This is a genomic window from Cupriavidus sp. 22TCCZM04-2, assembly GCF_057798895.1.
The window spans coordinates 60,790-81,261 of sequence record NZ_JBYOJS010000003.1 but is presented as its reverse complement, the minus strand read 5'-3'; the positions used below and the strand labels follow the sequence as shown (position 1 = coordinate 81,261).

16 protein-coding genes and 1 tRNA gene are annotated in these 20,472 nt (G+C 64.3%); 12 read left to right on the top strand and 5 right to left on the bottom strand.

The features are described from left to right. Positions 1 to 160 precede the first annotated feature (160 nt). Both AC3FKG_RS06225 and AC3FKG_RS06220 read left to right on the top strand, forming a co-directional pair. Complete coding sequence (locus tag AC3FKG_RS06225; protein WP_488742688.1) at positions 161 to 463, top strand: Bug family tripartite tricarboxylate transporter substrate binding protein; 303 nt, start codon at positions 161 to 163, stop codon at positions 461 to 463. Between the two features lie 179 nt (positions 464 to 642). Beyond that, positions 643 to 774 carry a hypothetical protein gene (locus tag AC3FKG_RS06220; protein WP_483710882.1) on the top strand — a complete coding sequence of 44 codons (132 nt, stop codon included), beginning with the start codon at positions 643 to 645 and terminating at the stop codon, positions 772 to 774. A gap of 165 nt (positions 775 to 939) precedes the next feature. Here the strand turns inward: AC3FKG_RS06220 and AC3FKG_RS06215 are convergent, their stop codons facing one another. Both AC3FKG_RS06215 and uraH read right to left on the bottom strand, forming a co-directional pair. After that, complete coding sequence (locus tag AC3FKG_RS06215) at positions 940 to 2,151, bottom strand: urate hydroxylase PuuD (RefSeq protein ID WP_483710881.1); 1,212 nt, start codon at positions 2,149 to 2,151, stop codon at positions 940 to 942. Positions 2,152 to 2,181: 30 nt separating this feature from the next. Continuing rightward, positions 2,182 to 2,535, bottom strand: coding sequence for a hydroxyisourate hydrolase (gene uraH / locus AC3FKG_RS06210; RefSeq protein WP_483710880.1), 354 nt, complete (start codon positions 2,533 to 2,535; stop codon positions 2,182 to 2,184). Between the two features lie 340 nt (positions 2,536 to 2,875). On the opposite strand from uraH, the gene AC3FKG_RS06205 reads away from it, so the two are divergent. From AC3FKG_RS06205 to AC3FKG_RS06180, 6 genes are all read left to right on the top strand, one after another. Then, entirely contained in the window at positions 2,876 to 3,625 is a 750-nt protein-coding gene (locus AC3FKG_RS06205; protein ID WP_483710879.1) for a GntR family transcriptional regulator, read from the top strand. A gap of 146 nt (positions 3,626 to 3,771) precedes the next feature. After that, on the top strand, positions 3,772 to 5,178 hold the full coding sequence (locus AC3FKG_RS06200) for a nucleobase:cation symporter-2 family protein (RefSeq protein ID WP_488742687.1): 1,407 nt from the start codon (positions 3,772 to 3,774) through the stop codon (positions 5,176 to 5,178). A gap of 78 nt (positions 5,179 to 5,256) precedes the next feature. Next, positions 5,257 to 6,207, top strand: coding sequence for an allantoinase PuuE (puuE, locus tag AC3FKG_RS06195; RefSeq protein WP_488675782.1), 951 nt, complete (start codon positions 5,257 to 5,259; stop codon positions 6,205 to 6,207). Beyond that, entirely contained in the window at positions 6,204 to 6,722 is a 519-nt protein-coding gene (uraD, locus tag AC3FKG_RS06190; protein ID WP_488742686.1) for a 2-oxo-4-hydroxy-4-carboxy-5-ureidoimidazoline decarboxylase, read from the top strand. Before puuE ends, uraD begins: the two co-directional genes overlap by 4 nt. Positions 6,723 to 6,922: 200 nt before the next feature. Further along, positions 6,923 to 7,990 carry a porin gene (locus tag AC3FKG_RS06185; protein ID WP_483710875.1) on the top strand — a complete coding sequence of 356 codons (1,068 nt, stop codon included), beginning with the start codon at positions 6,923 to 6,925 and terminating at the stop codon, positions 7,988 to 7,990. A 235-nt stretch (positions 7,991 to 8,225) separates the two neighbouring features. After that, positions 8,226 to 8,471: a hypothetical protein gene (locus tag AC3FKG_RS06180; RefSeq protein WP_483710874.1), complete on the top strand. Its 246-nt coding sequence runs from the start codon at positions 8,226 to 8,228 to the stop codon at positions 8,469 to 8,471. A gap of 99 nt (positions 8,472 to 8,570) precedes the next feature. Here the strand turns inward: AC3FKG_RS06180 and AC3FKG_RS06175 are convergent, their stop codons facing one another. Continuing rightward, a complete protein-coding gene (locus tag AC3FKG_RS06175) occupies positions 8,571 to 10,898 on the bottom strand; it encodes an NADP-dependent malic enzyme (RefSeq protein ID WP_483710873.1) in 2,328 nt (775 codons plus the stop codon). A gap of 267 nt (positions 10,899 to 11,165) precedes the next feature. Continuing rightward, the gene (locus AC3FKG_RS06170; protein WP_483710872.1) at positions 11,166 to 11,840 is read right to left on the bottom strand and encodes a DUF4136 domain-containing protein; all 675 of its coding nucleotides are present in this window, start codon (positions 11,838 to 11,840) and stop codon (positions 11,166 to 11,168) included. A 226-nt stretch (positions 11,841 to 12,066) separates the two neighbouring features. Here AC3FKG_RS06170 and pepN point away from each other — a divergent pair, with 226 nt between their 5' ends. From pepN to AC3FKG_RS06150, 4 genes are all read left to right on the top strand, one after another. Next, entirely contained in the window at positions 12,067 to 14,766 is a 2,700-nt protein-coding gene (gene pepN, locus AC3FKG_RS06165; protein ID WP_483710871.1) for an aminopeptidase N, read from the top strand. A gap of 77 nt (positions 14,767 to 14,843) precedes the next feature. Then, positions 14,844 to 15,869, top strand: a complete 1,026-nt coding sequence (locus tag AC3FKG_RS06160; RefSeq protein ID WP_483710870.1) for a class 1 fructose-bisphosphatase — start codon at positions 14,844 to 14,846, stop codon at positions 15,867 to 15,869. Positions 15,870 to 16,037: 168 nt separating this feature from the next. Continuing rightward, a tRNA-Thr gene (locus AC3FKG_RS06155) sits at positions 16,038 to 16,113 on the top strand. Between the two features lie 231 nt (positions 16,114 to 16,344). Continuing rightward, entirely contained in the window at positions 16,345 to 18,552 is a 2,208-nt protein-coding gene (locus tag AC3FKG_RS06150) for an OsmC domain/YcaO domain-containing protein (RefSeq protein WP_488742685.1), read from the top strand. A 55-nt stretch (positions 18,553 to 18,607) separates the two neighbouring features. Here the strand turns inward: AC3FKG_RS06150 and AC3FKG_RS06145 are convergent, their stop codons facing one another. Beyond that, positions 18,608 to 20,164 carry a methyl-accepting chemotaxis protein gene (locus AC3FKG_RS06145; RefSeq protein WP_488742684.1) on the bottom strand — a complete coding sequence of 519 codons (1,557 nt, stop codon included), beginning with the start codon at positions 20,162 to 20,164 and terminating at the stop codon, positions 18,608 to 18,610. Positions 20,165 to 20,472 lie beyond the last annotated feature (308 nt).

Sequence of the window (20,472 nt, the reverse complement as noted above, 5' to 3'; positions counted from 1 at the left end):
TGAAACGCGAGCCGCTCTTCGGAGCGGCTTTTTTTTGGTTCAACGATGAATTGCGGGGACGTTGTTCTTGGCAGGCGCTGCTGTTTCGCCGGCGTAGCCGGCGAGTCACTCTTGTCTCGCGACAAAAGTAACCAAAAACGCGTTTTCGTGGTCGACCGCGGTGTCGAGCGAAAAACGCATGCCGACGCTGCCCAGCGTGCCGGCGATTGCCGAGACGTTTCCGGGACACGAGGTGGATACCTGGAACGGACTGGTCGGGCCCGCGCGGATGCCGCCGGAAATCGTCGAGCGCATCGCCACCGAAGGGAAGAAGATCATCGCCGATCCGGATTTCCGGGCGCGGCTCGAGAAGGCGGGGATTGTTCCGTTGAACGAGGCGCGCGAGGCGTTTGCGCAGAGGATTCAGCGGGACCGGGCCAAGTGGAAGCCGGTGATCGAGGCGGCGGGGATCCAGCCGGAGTAGCCGCTGGATTCCGGCTTCCGCATGGGCTGATTTGCCGGTGCCAGCCCCCTCATTGGTTCCGATGACGCGGCGCATCGAACCAGCTTGTACCCTTGACGGGCAACACGAAACAACCAGGGGTTCCACGACGGGCCGCATCCGGCATGCCGGCCCCATGTCGGCTGCGGCGAGGGGCCATCATGAAAAATGCCATCGGCTTCGCCATTGCCTGCTGGTTGTCGGGTGCAATCCTCCTTCTGACGGATTCCACGGCCGCAATCGCCTTGAGCGGCGCGGTGGCACTGGCAGGTCTGGATCTCTTTATTCCCTAGAGAGCATCCCGCTCAAAGCACAAAAAAAAACGGAGCCGAAGCTCCGTCTAAACCCTCGCCGGTCCGGTACTGACGGCCGCCAGACTGCGCGGCCTCCGAACCGTCGATCACCGATGCTCAGTGTTCATGGGCCGCTCGCCGGCGAGCCCTCATGCTGGAAAACAATCAGTTGGTCGTCTTGGCGCCGCCTTCAAACCACTGTCCCAGCAGCGCGCGTTCGTCGTCCGTAATCTGCGTCACATTGCCCAGCGGCATGGCCTTCTGCTGGACCGCCTGCTGGTAGATCAGCTGGGCGTGCGCCTTGATCTCGTCGGCGGAGTCGAGCTTGATGCCCTTGGCCGCGGTCGGCATCATCTTCGGCGCTTCGGCGTGGCACTGCACGCAACGCGTATTGATGACTTCCTGGACCTTCGTGAAGCTCACCGCAGTGGCTGCCGCTTCCGCACCGCCATTGCTCGCCACCACCGGACGCGGTTGCGGCGCGATCAGCACGGCCACCAAGCCGAGCGCGGCCACGCCGGCCGCAGGCCACAGCACATTGATCTTGCCCTTGTGCTTCAGGATGAAGAACTGGCGGATCAGCACGCCGGCCAGCATGATCAGGATCAGCACCAGCCAGTTGTTCTTGGCGGCGTAGGTCATGCTGTAGTGGTTCGACAGCATGGCGAACAGCACCGGCAGCGTGAAGTAGGTGTTGTGCACGCTGCGCTGCTTGCCGCGCTTGCCGTGGATCGGGTCCACCGGCTGGCCGGCCTTGAGTGCCGCCACCACCTTGCGCTGGCCCGGGATGATCCACACCAGCACGTTGGCGCTCATGATCGTCGCCACCATCGCGCCGGTCAGCAGGAACGCCGCGCGGCCCGAGAAGATGTGGCAGGCGACGAAGGCCGCGGCCATGATGTAGACCGCCACCAGGATGCCGACGAGACGGTCGTTCTTGCCGAACAGGCGGCAGATGCTGTCATAGACGATCCAGCCGATCAGCAGGTACGACACCGCAAAGCCCACCGCCGCGCCAGGCGACATGTCGAATACGTTCTTGTCGATCAGGAACGTGCTGGCGTTGAACAAGTACAGCACCACCAGCAGCGCGAAGCCGCTCATCCAGGTCGAATACGACTCCCAGTAGAACCAGTGCAGGTTCTCGGGCAGTGACTTGGGTGCGGTCAGGTATTTCTGCGGGTTGTAGAAGCCGCCGCCGTGCACGGCCCACAGTTCGCCGTCCACGCCTTTGTCCTTCAGGTCGGTGGCGAGCGGCTTGGTCAGGCTGTTGTCCAGCCAGACGAAATAGAACGAGGAACCGATCCATGCAATGGCGGTGATGACGTGCACCCACCGCAGCAGCATATTGGCCCAGTCGAGGATATAGCCTTCCATGTCTTGTCTCCTGTTTCCCTAGACCACCGATCAGCTGCCACGGTAGGTCGAGTACGACCACGGCGAAACCAGGAGCGGCACATGGTAATGCGCGTTGGTGTCGGCAATGCCGAAACGCAGCGGCACCACGTTCAGGAACGCGGGCTCGGGCAGCTTCACGCCTTGCGCGCGGAAGTAGTCGCCGGCGGCGAATTCCAGCTCGTACTCGCCAACGGCCAGGTCGGCGCCTTCCAGCAGCGGCTGGTCGCAACGGCCGTCGTGGTTGGTCACCACGGTTTTCAGCGTTTCGCGGCGATTGTCGACAATTTTATGGAGAGTAATCGACATGCCTTGCCCCGGGGTGCCGGCGGCGGTGTCGAGTACATGGGTGGTCAAGCGTCCCATCGTATTGGTCCTTGTGCGATTGGGTTGTGAGGGGCGCCGCTGCCTTCACTAGCACCATATGTGGGGTATGGTGCCCGCTCGGTACGTCATGTAACGCATCCCGGCGCTGGGTTGGTGCGTGGCGACAATGCGCCTGCCCCCACCCGGTTGACAACTGGGGACTAACCCTTAGTTGTCGAAAACCTGATTCGGTTTTGTTGACAATATTGAATGCTTAACCAAATAATTGTCAACAATTTTCGGATCGCCGCTTACTGACAGCCGGGATTTCCGGCACCGCAGACGGTGGTCCCGCAGTGGGTCCCGGCCCGCTGTTTCCGTCCTACCGCTTGGTGCCAAGATGTCCAAGAGCCTGAAGCTGATTGCCGGTGTCGCCGACGCCACCCTGACCGAACAGAAATCCGAGAAACCCGCACGCAAGGGTTCGGTCGAGGAGCGCATGTACCACGAGATCTACGACGCGATCATGGAGCACCGGCTGCCGCCGCGCACCAAGCTGACCGAGCATTCGCTTTGCGAGATCTATGCCACGGCACGCCACACGGTCCGCAAGGTGCTGTCGCACCTGGCCACTGACGGCATGGTGGACCTGGAACCCAACCGCGGTGCCTTTATTGCCAGCCCGTCCACCGACGAGGCGCACGATATGTTCGAGCTGCGCCAGATGATGGAACGCGCCGTGCTAGACAAGCTCGCCGCCATGCCCGACGTGAAGACCGTGATCGCGCCGCTGCGCAAGATGGTGGCCAGCGAGCGCCAGGCCTTCCTCACGCACGACCGCCCTACCTGGATCCGCCTGTCGGCCGAGTTCCATACCGCGCTGGCCGAGTTGTCCGGCAACGCGTTGCTGGTCAACATGATGCGCCGGCTGGTCTCGCGCACCACGCTGATGATCGCCAGCGTGGAAGCGCCGGGCAACAACGCGTGCTCGTTCGACGAGCACGAGGAAATCCTCGACGCACTGGAACAGGGCGATGCCGCGCTGGCCCAGTCGCGCATGGCGCACCACCTCGGCGCCTGCGCCGACCGCGTACAGCCCGACGATCCGGGCGCCTTCGATCTTCGCAGCGTGCTGGGCCGCTCCACCTAGCACGGTGTTCCCGCCGGCATCACTGAGCACGAGGCCTGGCTGCGCTGCCATGACAGCGTCCTGAAGGACGCGGCGGCCGCGCTGTCCCAAAAGGAGGCCACGGACGCCGGTGTTCCCATCAAACCAAAGGAGAGGAGACACACCCAATGACTTCCGCAAGCACCACGGTCCCCGCGGACCTGACCAACGAGCGTTTGCCCTCCGGGCGCCTGCTCGCACTCGGGCTGCAGCATGTGCTGGTGATGTATGCCGGCACCGTCGCCGTCCCCCTGATCATCGGTGGCGCGCTGAAGCTGCCCAAGGACCAGCTGGCTTTCCTGATCAACGCGGACCTGTTCGCCGCTGGCCTGGCCACGCTGATCCAGGCCTTCGGCTTCTGGAAGTTCGGCATCCGCATGCCCGTGATGATGGGCGTGACCTTTGCCTCGGTGGCACCGATGATCGCCATCGGCTCAGACCCGAACATCGGCCTGCTTGGCATCTATGGCGCGGTGATCGCCTCGGGCGTGTTCGGCATTCTGGTCGCACCGTTGATGGGCCGCATGCTTGGCTTGTTTCCGCCCGTGGTCACTGGCACCGTGATCACGCTGATCGGCGTGTCGCTGATGCGCGTGGGCATCAACTGGGCGGCCGGCGGCCAGCCGACCACGCGTGCGGTGATCGACGGCGTGGCCAAGGAAGTCCCCAACCTTGCCTACGGTGACCTGTCCAGCCTCGGCATCGCCGCGCTCACGCTGGCCGTCATCCTGCTGCTGACCAAGTACGGCCGCGGCCTGGTGGCCAACTGCGCGGTGCTGCTCGGCATCATCGCCGGCACGCTGGTGGCAATGTCCATGGGCAAGGTCTCGTTCGAGGGCCTGGATGAAGCGAGTTTCGTTGCCGTCATCACGCCGCTGCACTTCGGCATCCCGACCTTCGAAGTGAGCGCGATCCTGTCGATGTGCATCGTCATGCTGATCACGCTGGTGGAATCGACCGGCATGTTCCTGGCGCTGTCGGACATCACCGGCAAGAAGCTCAGCAACGAAGAGCTGACCCGCGGCCTGCGCGCCGACGGCCTGGGCACGGTGATCGGCGGCGTCTTCAACACCTTCCCGTACACCTCGTTCTCGCAGAACGTGGGCCTGGTAACCGTGACCGGGGTGCGCTCGCGCTACGTGGCGGCGGCCGGCGGCATCATCCTGATCGCGTTCGGCCTGTTCCCCAAGATGGCGCACGTGGTGGCATCGGTGCCGCAGTTCGTGCTCGGCGGTGCCGGCATCGTGATGTTCGGCATGGTGGCCGCCACCGGCATCCGCATCCTGGGCAGCTGCGATTTCAACCGCAACCGCCACAACCTGTTCATCGTCGCCATCGCGATCGGCTTCGGCATGATCCCGACCCTGGCGCCGACGTTCTTCCAGTACCTGCCGAAGTGGACGGTGCCGTTCACCCACAGCGGGATCGTGCTCGGCACCATCGTGGCCGTGGCGCTGAACCTCTTCTACAACGGCATCCAGTCGCGCGAAGAGGCGATGCGCAGCGCCGCCGCGAACTCGCACGGCACGGAGTAATCGCAGTAACCGGGACCGCGGTCCCGGGCCGACCCTCCGCAAGGAAGGCCGGCCGGTTCCCTGAAGCAGAAACAAACCATGACCAAGCAGAACTATCCTCGCGATCTCATCGGCTACGGCGCCCGGCCGCCGCACGCCCGCTGGCCCGGCGGCGCGCGCGTCGCCCTGCAGTTCGTCCTCAACTACGAAGAGGGCGGCGAGAACTGCGTCCTGCACGGCGATGCCGCATCGGAGCAGTTCCTCTCCGAAATCGTCGGCGCCGCGGCCTACCCCGACCGCCATATGAGCATGGAGGGCATCTACGAATACGGCTCGCGCGCGGGTGCCTGGCGCATCCTGCGCGAGTTCGAGCGCCGCGGCCTGCCGCTGACCGTCTTCGGCGTGTCGATGGCGCTGCAGCGCCATCCGGAACTCACGCGCGCGTTTGTCGAGCTGGGCCATGAGATCGCCTGCCACGGCTGGCGCTGGATCCACTACCAGAACATCGATGAAGCCACCGAGCGCGAGCATATGCGCATCGGCATGGAGATCATCAGGGAAATGACGGGCTCGATGCCGCTTGGCTGGTACACCGGCCGCGACAGCCCCAATACGCGCCGCCTGGTGGTGGAGCACGGCGGGCTGCTTTACGACTCGGACTACTACGGCGACGACCTGCCGTTCTGGACCGAAGTGGAAGTCACCGGCGGCGAGAAAAAGCCCCACCTGGTGGTGCCGTACACGCTCGACTCCAACGACATGCGCTTCGCCACGCCGCAAGGCTTCAATACCGGCGAACAGTTCTTCCAGTACCTGAAGGATTCGTTCGACGTGCTGTACGACGAAGGCGACCCAAGCGGGCTGGACCAGCCGAAGATGCTGTCGATCGGCATGCATTGCCGCCTGCTCGGCCGGCCGGGCCGCTTCCGCGCGCTGCAGCGCTTTCTCGACTATGTGCAGGGCCACGACAAGGTGTGGATCTGCCGGCGCGTCGATATCGCCCGCCACTGGGTCGAGACCCACCCCTACACTCCCCGCAATCAAGCATGAGCCAGACATACTCCATCGCCCAACTCAACGCCATGCCCACCGCCCAATTCGTGACGGTGCTGGGTGGCCTGTATGAACACTCGCCGTGGTTCGCGGAAACCGCCGCGGCGCAGCGCCCGTTCGCGAACGTGGCCGAGCTTGCCGGCGCCCTGCGCAAGGCCGTGGACGACGCCGGCACCGAGGCGCAGGTCAAGCTGGTGCGTGCCCACCCGGAGCTGGCCGGCAAGGCCGCAGTGCGTGGCGAGCTGACGGCCGAGTCCACGCGCGAGCAGAGCGGCGCGGGCCTGAACCTGTGCACACCCGAGGAATTCGAGCGCCTGCAGTCGCTCAACGCCAACTACAACCAGAAGTTCGGCTTCCCGTTCATCCTGGCCGTGCGCGGCTATGACCGCGCCGGCATCATCGACGAGTTTGCCCGCCGCATCGACAACACGCCCGACGTGGAGTTGCAAACTTGCATCAACCAGATCCATCGCATTGCGCAGTTCCGCCTTGACGACTTAGTATCCGGCTGAGCAAAAAAAGCAACACCTGTATAACAAAAACGCTGTACCCGATGCCGCCGGCACCCCGGCCCGCGATCTCGATGAATGCGGGCCCGTCAACCGAGCCCAGACCAGGCGGCACGAACAGAAGCGTAAAGACCAGAACAAGAACCCGACAGGGACCCAGTACACAACGTTCCAAGCAGGATAAAACCACGGAGGTCTTAAACATGCAGAAGCAGTACAAGCCGGCAATGAAGCTGGCGGCCGTAGCAGCTACCCTTCTTTCCGGCACGGCCATGGCCCAGTCCAGCGTGACGCTGTACGGCCAGGCCGACATGTTTGTCGGCGGCGTGAAGAGCCCGGGCGTCGGCGAGCGCGCCTGGGTCGCCAACTCGGGCGGGATGCAGACGTCCTACTGGGGCATCAAGGGCACTGAAGACCTGGGCGGTGGCACCAAGGCCGTATTCGACCTGAACGGCTTCTTCCGCACCGACAGCGGCAGCATGGGCCGCTTCAACGGCGACTCGATGTTCAGCCGCAATGCCTATGTCGGCCTGCAGAACGACAAGGCCGGCGCCGTCAAGCTGGGCCGCAACACCACGCCGTACTTTATCTCGACCATCCTGTTCAATCCGCTGGTCGACTCGTACGTGTTCTCGCCGGCAATCTTCCATACCTACTTCGGCGCTGCCAGCGGGGGCGTGGTCGACCCGGGCATCATCGGCGATTCGGGCTGGAACAACTCGATTCTGTACTCCACACCGAACTTCGGTGGCCTGACCGCGAACTTCATCTACGCCATGGGCGAGCAGCCGGGCGCAGGCGGCAAGAACAAGTGGGGCGGCAACCTGATGTACTTCAATGGCCCGTTCGCCGCCACCGTTGCCTACCAGCAAGTCCGGTTCGACAACGTGGCGACTGACCTGGCCAACGCCGGCCTTTCGCGCCAGGACGCGGCCCAGCTGGGCCTGTCGTATGACTTCAAGGTGGTCAAGCTGTTTGCCCAGGGCCAGTACATCAAGACCCGCGCCACCACGGCGCCGTCCGGCGACATCAAGCACGTCAACGGCCAGTTCGGCGCATCGGTGCCCATCGGCGCCGGCAGCCTGCTGGCTTCGTACGCCTACGACAAGACCGATAACTCGATCGGCGATTTCAAGCGCAATACCTTTGCGGTCGCCTACGATTACAACTTGTCCAAGCGCACTGACGTGTACGCGGCCTATTACTACGACAAGATCACCGGCATCGAGCACGGCGATACGTTTGGCGTGGGTGTGCGTCACAAGTTCTGACGCCCGCGCGTTCTGAAAGCAGCACTGAGCCCGCCATCCGGCGGGCTTTTTTGTTGCCGCGCCAGCATCACATCCTACATTCGGCCAGCGCCGCCATGCTGCGGCGCAGCATTATCTGCCAAGCACCCGCGGATCGGCAGCCACTGCTCCATAGGCCGATTCAATTGGAAGCGGGGGGGCACGCTGCCTAGATTGGTTGTCCGGACTACGAAAACCACAGCGAGACAGGTGACTCATGCGGCGATATGCGAAGACCCGTTCCGAACTGATGACCATCCTGAACCAGTGCCTGGATAACAACCCCGAATGCGGTGAATGTGAGCTTCACGCGGTGCGAATGCACCAGCCGGACCATACTGGCTGCAACTGGAGCGCGGAAGTGAATTTTCCGCAGGAGTATGTCGAGAACCTGGATAACCAGCTTGCAGCCGCCAGGTCGATCATCGTGGTCATGCGCGAGCAGTACAACGTGCTGCAATAAAACCGGTGCGGCGCGATTTTGGCGCGCCACAGCAAAAAAGTAAGGCCGGGTCGTTGACCCGGCCTTTTTCATGCATGGATGGCTGTATGACGACAGCGCTTAGCGCACGGCGTTGGCGTTAGCCTCGGCGACAGCGACGGCGGTCATGTTGACGATGCGGCGCGTGGTCGCCTGCGGGTTCAGGATGTGCACTGGCTTGGCCGCGCCCAGCAGGATCGGGCCGACCGTGACACCCTGCCCGCCTGTCATCTTGAGCAGGTTGAACGCGATATTGGCCGCGTCCAGCGTCGGCATCACCAGCAGGTTGGCGCTGCCGGCCAGCTTGGTCGACGGCAGGAAGTGGCGGCGCACGTCCTCGTCCAGCGCGGCGTCGCCCTGCATCTCGCCTTCGACTTCCAGTTCAGGCGCCACACGCGCCAGGATCTCTGCCGCTTCGCGCATCTTGCGCGCGGACGGACGCGTCGACGAACCGAACATCGAATGCGACATCAGCGCCACCTTCGGATGCAGCCCGAAGCGGCGGATCTCTTCCGCTGCCAGTTGCGTGATCGCGGCCAGTTCCTCAGCGGTCGGGTCGTCATTGACGAAGGCGTCGGTGATGAACAGCGTGTGTTTCTCGAGCATCAGCGCGTTCAGCGCGGCAAACACCTTGGCGCCCGGGGCCAGGCCGATCACGTCGCGCACGTGTTCCAGGTGTGCCTCGAAACGGCCCACCGTGCCGCACAGCAGCGCATCGGCGTCGCCCATGTGCATCAGCATCGTGCCGATCAGCGTGTTCGAGCGGCGCAGCGCCACCTTGGCCATGTCGGGCGTGACGCCGTCACGGCCGCGCAGCGCGTGGTAGGCCTCGTGGTAGGCGCGGTAGCGCGGATCGTCTTCCGGGTTGATCAGCTCGAAGTCGACACCGGCGCGCAGGCGCAGGCCGGCCTTCTCGATGCGCATCTGGATCACGTGCGGGCGGCCGATCAGGATCGGTCGCGCCAGGCCTTCATCGACCACGCCCTGCACCGCGCGCAGCACGCGCTCTTCCTCGCCCTCGGCATAGGCGACGCGCTTGGGCGACGCCTTGGCGGCCGAGAACACCGGCTTCATGATCATGCCGGTGTGGTAGACGTAGGTCGACAGCTGCTGGCGATAGGCATCCAGGTCCTGGATCGGGCGCGTGGCCACGCCGGACTCTTCCGCGGCCTTGGCCACGGCCGGCGCGATCTTCTCGATCAGGCGCTGGTCGAACGGCGTCGGGATGATGTAGTCGGGGCCGAACTTCAGTTCGCGGCCACCGTAGGCCGCGGCAACCGCGTCGTTCAGTTCCGCTTCGGCCAGCTCGGCGATGGCCTTCACGCATGCCAGCTTCATCGCTTCCGTGATCTTGGTCGCGCCGCAATCGAGCGCGCCGCGGAAGATGTACGGGAAGCACAGCACGTTGTTGACCTGGTTCGGATAGTCCGAACGGCCCGTGGCGATGATGCAGTCCGGGCGCGCGGCCTTGGCCACTTCCGGGCGGATTTCCGGCTCGGGGTTGGCCAGCGCCAGGATGATCGGCTTGTCCGCCATGGTCTTCACCATCTCGGCGGTCAGCACGCCGGCGGTGGAGCAGCCCAGGAACACGTCCGCGTCCTTGACGATGTCGGCCAGCGTGCGGGACGAGGTGTCCTGGGCGTAGCGGGCCTTGTTGGCTTCCATGTTGGCGTCGCGGCCGACATAGATCACGCCCTTCGAGTCCACCACCGAAATGTTCTCGCGCTTCACGCCCAGGCTCACCATGGTGTCCAGGCAGGCGATGGCTGCCGCGCCGGCGCCCGACACGGCCAGCTTCACCTTGGCGACGTCCTTGCCGACCACCTTCAGGCCATTGAGCAGCGCCGCGGTCGAGATGATGGCCGTGCCGTGCTGGTCATCATGGAAGACGGGAATGTTCATGCGCTCGCGCAGCTTCTGCTCGATGTAGAAGCATTCCGGCGCCTTGATGTCTTCGAGGTTCACGCCGCCCAGCGTGGGTTCCAGCGCGGCGACGATCTCGACGATCTTGTCCGGGTCGCGCGCGTCGAGCTCGATGTCGAACACGTCGATGCCGGCGAACTTCTTGAACAGGCAGCCCTTGCCTTCCATCACCGGCTTGCCGGCCAGCGGACCGATGTCGCCCAGGCCCAGCACGGCGGTACCGTTGGTGACCACGGCCACCAGGTTGGCGCGCGAGGTGTATTCGGCAGCAGTCGACGGATCCTTGGCAATTTCCTCGCAGGCGTAGGCCACGCCCGGCGAGTACGCCAGCGACAGGTCGCGCTGGTTGGACAGCGCCTTGGTGGCGGTTACCTGGATCTTGCCCTTGGTCGGGCTGCGGTGGTATTCCAGCGCAGCCAGGCGCAATTGCGCTTCAGGACTGTTCGGGGCATGTTGCGGTGCGTCACCGCTGGTCTTGCTGCTCATTGGCTCGTCCGGAAAATGGCCTTCTGCCGGCGCCCGTGCGCATTCCACCCTTTAGGCAGCAGGCACGATGGCCGGCAGCGAGGGGCAGCATCCTGACGGGCTTCGGTTGTGTGGGCCGGAAAAATCGAGCGCTTATTCTAGCCCACGGTGGCAGCCGTTAACTCACCTCTTTCAAGGGGCGAAATGGGTTTTCGGCCGAATATCGCAGCAAAACAGCTTTTACCCAGCCGTATGCAATGGCACGCCAATGTATATGATTCGCCGACATTACTTGGGGGCCGTTTTTGCGTCGGCAGGCGCCGGCTGGGCCGGACCCTCATCCACCGGCAACGTTACGCGCCGGGGCCTGCCGCTCTCGGCCGGAAACTCGGTGAACGCGCTGCGGATCAGGTACGGCATCATCGCCGCCGGGTTGCCGTTCTCGGTCTGGTTCTGGGCGCTTACCTGATAGACGCGCTGCCCGGTGGCCGCATCCTTGAAATAGACGCTCAGGGTGGCGAAGGTCACCGGTACGTCGCGGACGACGGTCTGGGGCGGCGGCCAGTAGCCGGGCCAGCCCCACGGACCCCAGGGCCGGTAGGCACCGTACGGCCCCCAGTACGGTCCCCACGGACCATACCAAGGGTCCGGGTAGACCGTTTCCGCCACGCGCACCATGCCAGGCGCCGCGTTGTATTCCATGCTGACCCGGTAGCGCGCCTGCTTCTGGGGCACCTGCTCGAAGCCGACCCCGGCCAGCGCACTGGCCAGCCACTGCTCGTAGGTCTGACGCTCCAGCTGCGCCGCCTGCTCAGCCGTGTGCTCGAAGCTGTAGGTGCGCGGCGCATCGTTCTGCCAGCCCGGCTGCCGGAACGCCGTGACATCAGTCACCACCGTGCTAGCACATCCTGTCACCACCATGGCGGCTGCCAGCGCGAGCCATACGGCAAGCCTGCGCCACATCCCGCTTCCGTGAATACAGTGGCCGCCCGTGCCACGGCCTGCCCATTGCCACATGTCGATGCCTCTCTTGTTGTTGACTGACGTGTCTCTGAGACCACGCCGCCGAGCCGGAATTCCCGTCAGCAGTGCGGCCTACCCCTTGGCTACAATGGTTACTTCAGAGCCGTGCTGCGCCCCGCAGGCCGGCACGCCCCGCTTTCACGGTCTTCCGAAGACAGGATTCCCCATGTTGCGCACCGATACGCCCGTTACCGTCTATCGCAAGGACTATACGCCGCCGGCCTTCACCATCGACCACGTCGAACTGGTGCTGGACCTGGACCCGCAACGCACCGTCGTGACCAGCACGCTGCGCTTCACGCGCCATGCAGGCGCGGCCGCCGACGCGCCGCTGGTGCTGGCCGGCGAAGACCTCGAACTGATCGGCGTGAGCGTGGATGGCAAACCCGTGGCCAACGCCACCCAGCAGGCGGGCACGCTGACGCTGCCCGGGCTGCCCGCGCAGGGCACGCTTGAAATCACCGCGGCCTGCCAGCCGGCGGCCAATACCTCGCTGTCGGGGCTCTATGTCTCGAACGGCAACTTCTTCACGCAGTGCGAGGCCGAGGGCTTCCGCCGCATCACGTATTTCCTCGACCGGCCCGACGTGATGGCCACCTACCGCGTGACGCTGCGCGCCGACCGCGCGGCCTGTCCGGTGCTGCTGTCCAACGGCAACCTCGTCAGCGAACGCGAACTGCCGGGCGGCCGTCATGAGGCGGTGTGGGAAGACCCGTTCCGCAAGCCTTCGTACCTGTTCGCGCTGGTGGCGGGCAAGCTCGAATGCATCGAGGAAACCATCCAGTCGGCATCCGGCAAGGACAAGCTGCTGCAGGTGTGGGTCGAAGCGCGCGACCTCGACAAGACCCGCCACGCGATGGATTCGCTGATCCACGCGATCCGCTGGGACGAGCGGCGCTTCGGGCTGGAACTGGACCTGGACCGCTTCATGATCGTCGCCGTCGGCGACTTCAACATGGGCGCGATGGAAAACAAGGGCCTGAACATCTTCAACACGAAGTACGTGCTGGCCAACGCGCAGACCGCCACCGATGTCGACTTCGCCAACATCGAAGCCGTGGTCGGCCACGAGTACTTCCACAACTGGACCGGCAACCGCGTGACCTGCCGCGACTGGTTCCAGCTCTCGCTCAAGGAAGGCCTGACGGTGTTCCGCGACCAGGAGTTCTCGGCCGACATGATGGGCTCGGAATCGGGCCGCGCGGTCAAGCGCATCGAAGACGTGCGCGTGCTGCGCCAGGTGCAATTCCCGGAAGATGCCGGCCCCATGGCGCATCCGGTACGCCCGGACAGCTACGAGGAAATCAACAACTTCTACACCGTCACGGTGTACGAAAAAGGCGCCGAGGTCGTGCGCATGTACCAGACCCTGCTGGGCCGCGACGGCTTCCGCCAGGGCATGGACCTGTACTTCCAGCGCCACGATGGCCAGGCCGTTGCCTGCGACGATTTCCGCGCCGCGATGGCGGATGCCAACGGGCGCGACCTCACGCAGTTTGGCCTCTGGTACAGCCAGGCCGGCACGCCGGTAGTCACCGCGCGCACGGCCTGGGACGCCGCCGATGGCAGCCTGACGCTGACCCTGTCGCAACGCTGCCCGAAGGTCGGCATCGAAACGCGCGCCGGCTCGCCCGAGAAGCAGCCCTTCCATATTCCGTTCGCGATCGGCCTGCTCGGCGCCGACGGCCACGACCTGCCGCTGCAGCTCGAAGGCGAAGCCACGGCCGGCGGCACCACGCGCGTGCTGGATTTCACGCAGGCCGAACAGACCTTCCGCTTCATCAACCTGCCGCGCGGCGCCGCGGCACCGCTGCCCTCCCTGCTGCGCAACTTCTCGGCGCCGGTGATCGTCGATGCCGAATACTCCGACGCCCAGCTCACGTTCCTGCTGGCCCACGACAGCGATGCGTTCAACCGCTGGGAAGCCGGCCAGCGCCTGGCCACGCGCGCGCTGCTGCAGCTCGTGGCCGACGTGCAGGCCGGCCGCGACCTGAAGCTCGACCCGGCGCTGGTCAGTGCCATGCGCACCGTGCTCAATGACGACCGCCTGAGCCCCGCGTTCCGCGAGCAGGCGCTGGTGCTGCCGGCCGAGGCTTACCTGGCCGAGCGCATGGGCGTGGCCGATCCGGCCGCCATCCACCAGGCGCGCCAGTTCATGCGCGCGGGCCTGGCTCATGCGCTGCAGGCCGACTGGCTGGCGGCCTACGAATCCAACGCCACGCCCGGCGCGTACAGCCCGGACGCCGAATCGGCCTCGCGCCGCGCGCTGCGCAACCTGGCGCTGGGCTACCTGGTCGAGAGCGGCAGCGACGCCATGCTCCAGCTTGCCGGCGAGCAGTACCTGAAAGCGGACAACATGACCGACCGCTTTGCCGCGCTGGCGGCGCTGGTCAACAGCTTCGCCCCGGGCCGCGAGGCGGCGCTCGCCGACTTCTACGAACGCTTCGAGGACGATGCGCTGGTCATCGACAAGTGGTTCTCGCTGCAGGGCATGCAGCGCGGCGAGGTCGGCCCGCACGCCGGCAAGCGCACCATCGACACGGTTCGCGCGCTGATGGAGCACCCGGCCTTCAACCTGCGCAACCCGAACCGCGCCCGCTCGCTGATCTTCAGCTTCTGCTCGGGCAACCCCGCGCAGTTCCACGCGGCGGATGGCTCCGGCTACCGCTTCTGGGCCGACCAGGTGCTGGCGCTCGATACCATCAACCCGCAGGTCGCGGCGCGCCTGGCGCGTGTCATGGACCGCTGGCAGAAGTACGAGCCGGCCTTGCGCGAGCGCATGCGCGCCGAGCTGGAGCGCGTGTCGGCATCGGCCTCGCTGTCGCGCGACGTGCGCGAGATCGTCGGCAAGTCGCTGGCCGCCTGACGCTCGCGGGGCCAGCGCCGGCGCGGCGCCGGCCCTCGCGGCACATGTAGAATTGCGGCCATCCAAGGAGAACCATCATGACTCGCATCAGCCTGACCCGCTACCTGGTCGAAGAGCAGCGCAAGCACAACACGATCCAGCCCGAACTGCGGCTGCTGATCGAAGTGGTGGCGCGCGCCTGCAAGGCCATTTCCAACGCCGTCAACAAGGGCGCGCTGGCCGGCGTGCTCGGCTCCGCCGGCACCGGCAACGTGCAGGGCGAAACCCAGCAGAAGCTGGACGTGATCGCCAACGAAGTGCTACTCGACGCCAACGAATGGGGCGGCCATCTCGCCGCCATGGCCTCGGAAGAAATGGAATCGTTCTACGAGATTCCCAACCGCTATCCGAAGGGCGAATACCTGCTGATGTTCGACCCGCTCGACGGCTCGTCCAATATTGACGTCAACGTGTCGATCGGCACCATTTTCTCGGTGCTGCACATGCCCAAGCCGGGCCAGACCGTGACCGAGGCCGACTTCCTGCAGCCAGGCACGCACCAGGTGGCCGCCGGCTACGCCGTGTACGGCCCGCAGACCACGCTGGTGCTGACCGTCGGCAACGGCGTGCATGTATTCACGCTGGACCGCGAAGCCGGCAGCTTCATCCTGACGCAGTCCGATGTGCAGATTCCCGAGGACACCAAGGAATTCGCCATCAACATGTCCAATATGCGCCACTGGGCCCCGCCGGTGCGCAAGTACATCGACGAATGCCTGGCCGGCGAGGAAGGCCCGCGCGGCAAGAACTTCAACATGCGCTGGATCGCCTCGATGGTCGCGGACGTGCACCGCATCCTCACGCGCGGCGGCGTCTTCATGTACCCGTGGGACAAGCGCGAGCCGCAGAAGGCCGGCAAGCTGCGCCTGATGTATGAAGCCAACCCGATGGCAATGCTGGTCGAGCAGGCCGGTGGCGCCGCCACCAATGGCGACATCCGCATCCTGGACGTGCAGCCCGAAAAACTGCACCAGCGCGTGTCGGTGATCCTCGGGTCGAAGAACGAAGTGGAGCGCGTCACGCGCTATCACCACGAAGCAGCGGCGGCCCAGCAGCAAGGCTGACGCTGGGGCGTCCACACCCTTCCCCTGACAGGGCGCCTTCGGGCGCCCTGTCTGCTTTCCGGCGCCGCCCCACCCCGTCATGGATAGCCAGCACGACACAAAAAATATTTGCAGTGCGGTAAGAGCGCTGCTATGATTGCGGGCTGTTCCAGTTCAACGGAACGTGTTGCCGAAGTAGCTCAGTCGGTAGAGCAGCTCATTCGTAATGAGAAGGTCGGGGGTTCGATTCCTCTCTTCGGCACCATTCAAAACAAGCACTTAGCCCAGCCACACCGGTTGGGCTTTGTTGTTTCTGGACATTGTGTAGGGGCTTCATCCGCTCCACAGGCGCCCTCCTCGCGCGATCCTTACCCCCAACGCTCCCGGACAAATCAGTCCCCCGGCGCTCCGGGCGTGCAGCCTGCTTCGGCCGGGTTGCCGTCTGGGTAGAATGCGAGCGGCCGCATCATATTGAGCACCGTTTTTGGAGTACCCCATGGAAATCAAGGTCAACTTTCTCGACAAGCTCCGTCTTGAAGCCAAGTTCGATGACTTCACGGTAATCGCCGACCAGCCTATCCGCTATAAAGGAGACGGCTCGGCACCTGGTCCGTTCGATTATTTCCTGGCTTCATCGGCCTTGTGCGCGGCTTATTTTGTCAAGTTGTACTGCGCGACCCGCAACATTCCGACCGATAATATCCGCCTGTCGCAGAATAATATTGTTGACCCGGAAAATCGTTACCAGCAGATTTTCAAGATCCAGGTCGAGTTGCCGACCGATATTTCCGAGAAAGACCGCCAGGGCATTTTGCGCTCCATCGATCGTTGCACGGTGAAGAAGGTGGTGCAGGCTGGGCCCGAGTTCGTGATTGAAGAGGTCGAGAACCTGGATGCCGATGCCCAGTCGCTGCTGACGTTGAAGCCGGCTGCTGACGCCAGCACCTATATTGCGGGCAAGGATCTGCCACTGGAGCAAACCATCGCCAATATGTCGGGTATTTTGGCGGGCCTGGGCATGAAGATTGAAATCGCTTCGTGGCGCAATATCGTTCCCAATGTGTGGTCGCTGCATATCCGCGATGCGCACTCGCCGATGTGCTTTACCAATGGCAAGGGAGCAACCAAGGAAAGCGCGTTGGCATCGGCGCTGGGAGAATTTATCGAACGCCTCAATTGCAACCATTTCTATGGCGGCACGTTCTGGGGCGAAGACATCGCCAATGCGGCGTTTGTGCATTATCCGAACGAGCGCTGGTTCAAGCCCGGACGCAAAGATGCGTTGCCGGCCGAAATTCTCGATGAATACTGCCGGTCCATCTACAACCCCGATGGCGAGTTGCGTGGATCGCATCTGTACGACACCAATTCGGGCAATACGCAGCGCGGCATTTGTTCACTGCCGTTTGTGCGGCAGTCTGATGGCGAAGTGGTGTATTTCCCGTCGAACCTGGTCGAAAACCTGTACGTCAGCAATGGCATGAGCGCTGGCAATACCCTGGCTGAAGCGCAAGTCCAATGCCTGTCCGAAATTTTCGAACGCGCGGTAAAGCGCGAAATTCTGGAAGGTGAAATGGCACTGCCGGATGTGCCGCAAGAAGTGCTGGCGAAATATCCAGGCATTCTGGCTGGCATCCAGGCGCTGGAAGAGCAAGGCTTTCCCGTGCTGGTGAAGGATGCGTCGCTCGGCGGAACCTACCCGGTGATGTGCGTCACCTTGATGAACCCGCGAACCGGCGGTGTCTTTGCTTCCTTCGGTGCGCATCCGAGCTTCGAAGTGGCGCTGGAACGGAGTCTGACGGAATTGCTGCAGGGGCGCAGTTTTGAAGGCCTGAACGATTTGCCTCAGCCCAGCTTTGTCAGCAACGCCGTGACCGAGCCAAATAACTTCGTCGAACATTTCATTGATTCCAGCGGTGTGGTGTCTTGGCGCTTCTTCAGCGCCAGAGCGAATTTCGATTTCGTCGAATGGGATTTTTCCGGCCAGGGCGAGAACTCCAACGCCGAGGAAGCCGCGACCTTGCTCGGCATTCTCGGAGACATGGGCAAGGAGGTGTACATGGCGGTGTATGACCAGCTCGGCGCCGTGGCTTGCCGGATCCTGGTGCCGGGCTATTCGGAGATTTATCCCGTCGATGACCTGGTCTGGGATAACACCAACAAGGCGCTGTTGTTCCGCGCGGATATCCTGAACCTGCATCGGCTGGACGACGCCAGCCTGGAAGCGCTGCTCGAGCGCCTGGATAGCAATGAGCTCGATGAATACTCCGACATCGCCACGTTGATCGGCATCGAATTTGACGAGAACACGGACTGGGGCCAGCTGACAGTGATCGAGCTGAAGCTGCTCATTCATCTCGCCCTGCATCAACTCGAAGAGGCGCACGAGCTGGTGGGCGCCTTCCTGCAGTACAACGACAACTCGGTCGAGCGCGGATTGTTTTACCAGGCCTTGAATGTCGTGCTGGAAGTGCTGCTCGACGACGACCTGGAACTGGACGACTACGTGGTCAATTTCCGCCGGATGTATGGCAACGCGCGGATGGACGCGGCGCTGGGCTCGGTGGACGGCAGCGTGCGCTTCTTTGGCCTGACACCCACCAGCATGAAACTGGAGGGCCTCGACAGGCACCAGCGCGTGATCGACAGCTACAACAAATTGCATACGGCGCGGGCCAAGGCAGCGGCTTCAGCCAAGGGTTGAAGAGGCATGGCGGGGGGAGGCGTTCCCCCTTGCTTTCTCCGTGCGCACTCAGCACCTAGCTCGCCAGCACATTCACCGCATCCTCCAGCGCCTGCGCCTGCTGCTTCAGCCCCATCGCCGCCGCGGCCGATTCCTCGACCAGTGCCGCGTTCATCTGCGTGATCTGCGTCATCTGCTCGACCGCCGCGCTGGTCTGCTCGATCTCCACGCTCTGCCCGCGGCTGGCACTGGCAATGGCCGAAATCGTCCGCGTCAGCGCCGATACCGATTGCTCGACGCGGTCCATCTCGCCGCCGGCGCTGATGGCCGCCTCGCTGCTCGCCTGCACGACTTCGAGCGAGTTTTCGATCAGTGCCTTGATCTGCTTCGCGGCCGCTTCGGCGCGCTGGGCCAGAGACCGCACCTCTCCCGCCACCACGGCAAAGCCGCGACCATGCTGGCCGGCGCGCGCGGCCTCGACCGCGGCGTTCAGGGCGAGCAGGTTGGTCTGGATGGCGATGTCATCGATCACGGACGTGATCTCGGCGATCTTGCGCGATTGCGTCGTCAGCCGCTCCATCAGCGAAGCCGAGCGGCGCACGCCGCCCGCTGCCGCGGAGGCCGCCTCGGCCGTGCGGCGCCCTTGCTGATGGGCCTGTTCGGCGTCGCTGGCGTTCTGCCGCGCGGTTTCCGTGATCTGCGCCAGCGTGGCCGTGGTTTCCTCGATGGCGCTGGCCTGTTGCTCGGTGCGCTCCGACAGGTCGGCGTTGCCGCTGGCCAGGCCTGCCGACGACTGCCACACGCTCTCGATCGAGTTGCGCGTATCGAGCAGCACGCCCACCAGCCGCGCATTCATCTGGTTCAGGAAACGGCCGAGCAGGCGCGTCTGCGCGTCGCCGCACTCGGGAAAACGATGCCGCAACTGGCCGGACAGCACCGCCAGCGCGCTGCGGTTCAGGCGCATCACGGGCCGCAGGATATTGAGCGCCAGGTAGCAGGCTGCGGCTCCGCACATGGCCACCGCCGCGCCAGCCAGCGCCCAGATGATGGCCGGGGGTGCCGCCCACACCGTCGCGCTCGCCGCCGCCAGCGCGATCAGCACGACCTGCACGGACTGGACGACAAGCAGCCGCGCCACCACCGGCAGCCGCAACAGGCGCTGCACCACAACGGCCGCGCCCTTGCGAAATGCCTCGCCACCGGAGAGTCGCCAGCGTGACCGGACCCCGCGCTTGAGGTCGGCATAGAGCCTGGTTGCCGCGGCGATCTGCGCCGCCGTCGGCGCGGTTCTCACCGACAGGTAGCCGGCAAGTTCGCCATCACTGAACACTGGCGTGACGTTGGCAAGCACCCAGTAGAAGCCGCCGTCCTTGCGCCGGTTCTTGACCACGCCCGTCCAGGGCGTACCGGCACGGACCGTCGCCCAGAGGTCGGCGAAGGCGGCGGCCGGCATATCGGGGTGGCGGATGAGGTTCTGCGGCTGGCCCATGACCTCGTCACGCCCATACCCGCTGCTGCGAAAGAACGCCTGGTTGGCGTATTGGATATTGCCCTGCGCATCGGTCCTCGTGATGATGACCTCGTCCGATGGCAATTGGTATTCGTGATCGGTGACCGGTAGATTCAATCTCATGATGCTGGTTGTCTGTGTCGTTGCAACCTTGCCCTCGACTTCTCGCGCGAAGTCGATCCATCCCGCCTACCCCCGGTGGCGGGGCCGCGACGAGTATTCACGATCGGCCGTGACAGCACGATGCGGCGCATGCCCAACATCGCTCCGGCTTGACGGCGCGCAAGCGCGGGCCATGCCTACCCCTTCCGGTGGATTGCAATCGCGCAGCCAATACCCCGCCTGGGGCGCCGGCACGCGGAAAAGAAGAAGGCCCCGGAAGCGCGGTGCTTCCGGGGCCTTTTGCTGTCTGCGCCAACCAACACCGGCGC

Excerpts from the sequence above, each read along its gene's own strand:
- uraD (WP_488742686.1), top strand. The coding sequence starts at position 6,204 with ATGAGCCAGACATACTCCATCGCCCAACTCAACGCCATGCCCACCGCC.
- AC3FKG_RS06150 (WP_488742685.1), top strand. The coding sequence starts at position 16,345 with ATGGAAATCAAGGTCAACTTTCTCGACAAGCTCCGTCTTGAAGCCAAG.
- AC3FKG_RS06200 (WP_488742687.1), top strand. The coding sequence starts at position 3,772 with ATGACTTCCGCAAGCACCACGGTCCCCGCGGACCTGACCAACGAGCGT.
- puuE (WP_488675782.1), top strand. The coding sequence starts at position 5,257 with ATGACCAAGCAGAACTATCCTCGCGATCTCATCGGCTACGGCGCCCGG.
- AC3FKG_RS06160 (WP_483710870.1), top strand. The coding sequence starts at position 14,844 with ATGACTCGCATCAGCCTGACCCGCTACCTGGTCGAAGAGCAGCGCAAG.
- AC3FKG_RS06145 (WP_488742684.1), bottom strand. The coding sequence starts at position 20,164 with ATGAGATTGAATCTACCGGTCACCGATCACGAATACCAATTGCCATCG.
- AC3FKG_RS06220 (WP_483710882.1), top strand. The coding sequence starts at position 643 with ATGAAAAATGCCATCGGCTTCGCCATTGCCTGCTGGTTGTCGGGTGCA.
- AC3FKG_RS06205 (WP_483710879.1), top strand. The coding sequence starts at position 2,876 with ATGTCCAAGAGCCTGAAGCTGATTGCCGGTGTCGCCGACGCCACCCTG.
- uraH (WP_483710880.1), bottom strand. The coding sequence starts at position 2,535 with ATGGGACGCTTGACCACCCATGTACTCGACACCGCCGCCGGCACCCCG.
- AC3FKG_RS06215 (WP_483710881.1), bottom strand. The coding sequence starts at position 2,151 with ATGGAAGGCTATATCCTCGACTGGGCCAATATGCTGCTGCGGTGGGTG.
- AC3FKG_RS06175 (WP_483710873.1), bottom strand. The coding sequence starts at position 10,898 with ATGAGCAGCAAGACCAGCGGTGACGCACCGCAACATGCCCCGAACAGT.
- AC3FKG_RS06170 (WP_483710872.1), bottom strand. The coding sequence starts at position 11,840 with ATGTGGCGCAGGCTTGCCGTATGGCTCGCGCTGGCAGCCGCCATGGTG.
- AC3FKG_RS06185 (WP_483710875.1), top strand. The coding sequence starts at position 6,923 with ATGCAGAAGCAGTACAAGCCGGCAATGAAGCTGGCGGCCGTAGCAGCT.
- AC3FKG_RS06180 (WP_483710874.1), top strand. The coding sequence starts at position 8,226 with ATGCGGCGATATGCGAAGACCCGTTCCGAACTGATGACCATCCTGAAC.
- pepN (WP_483710871.1), top strand. The coding sequence starts at position 12,067 with ATGTTGCGCACCGATACGCCCGTTACCGTCTATCGCAAGGACTATACG.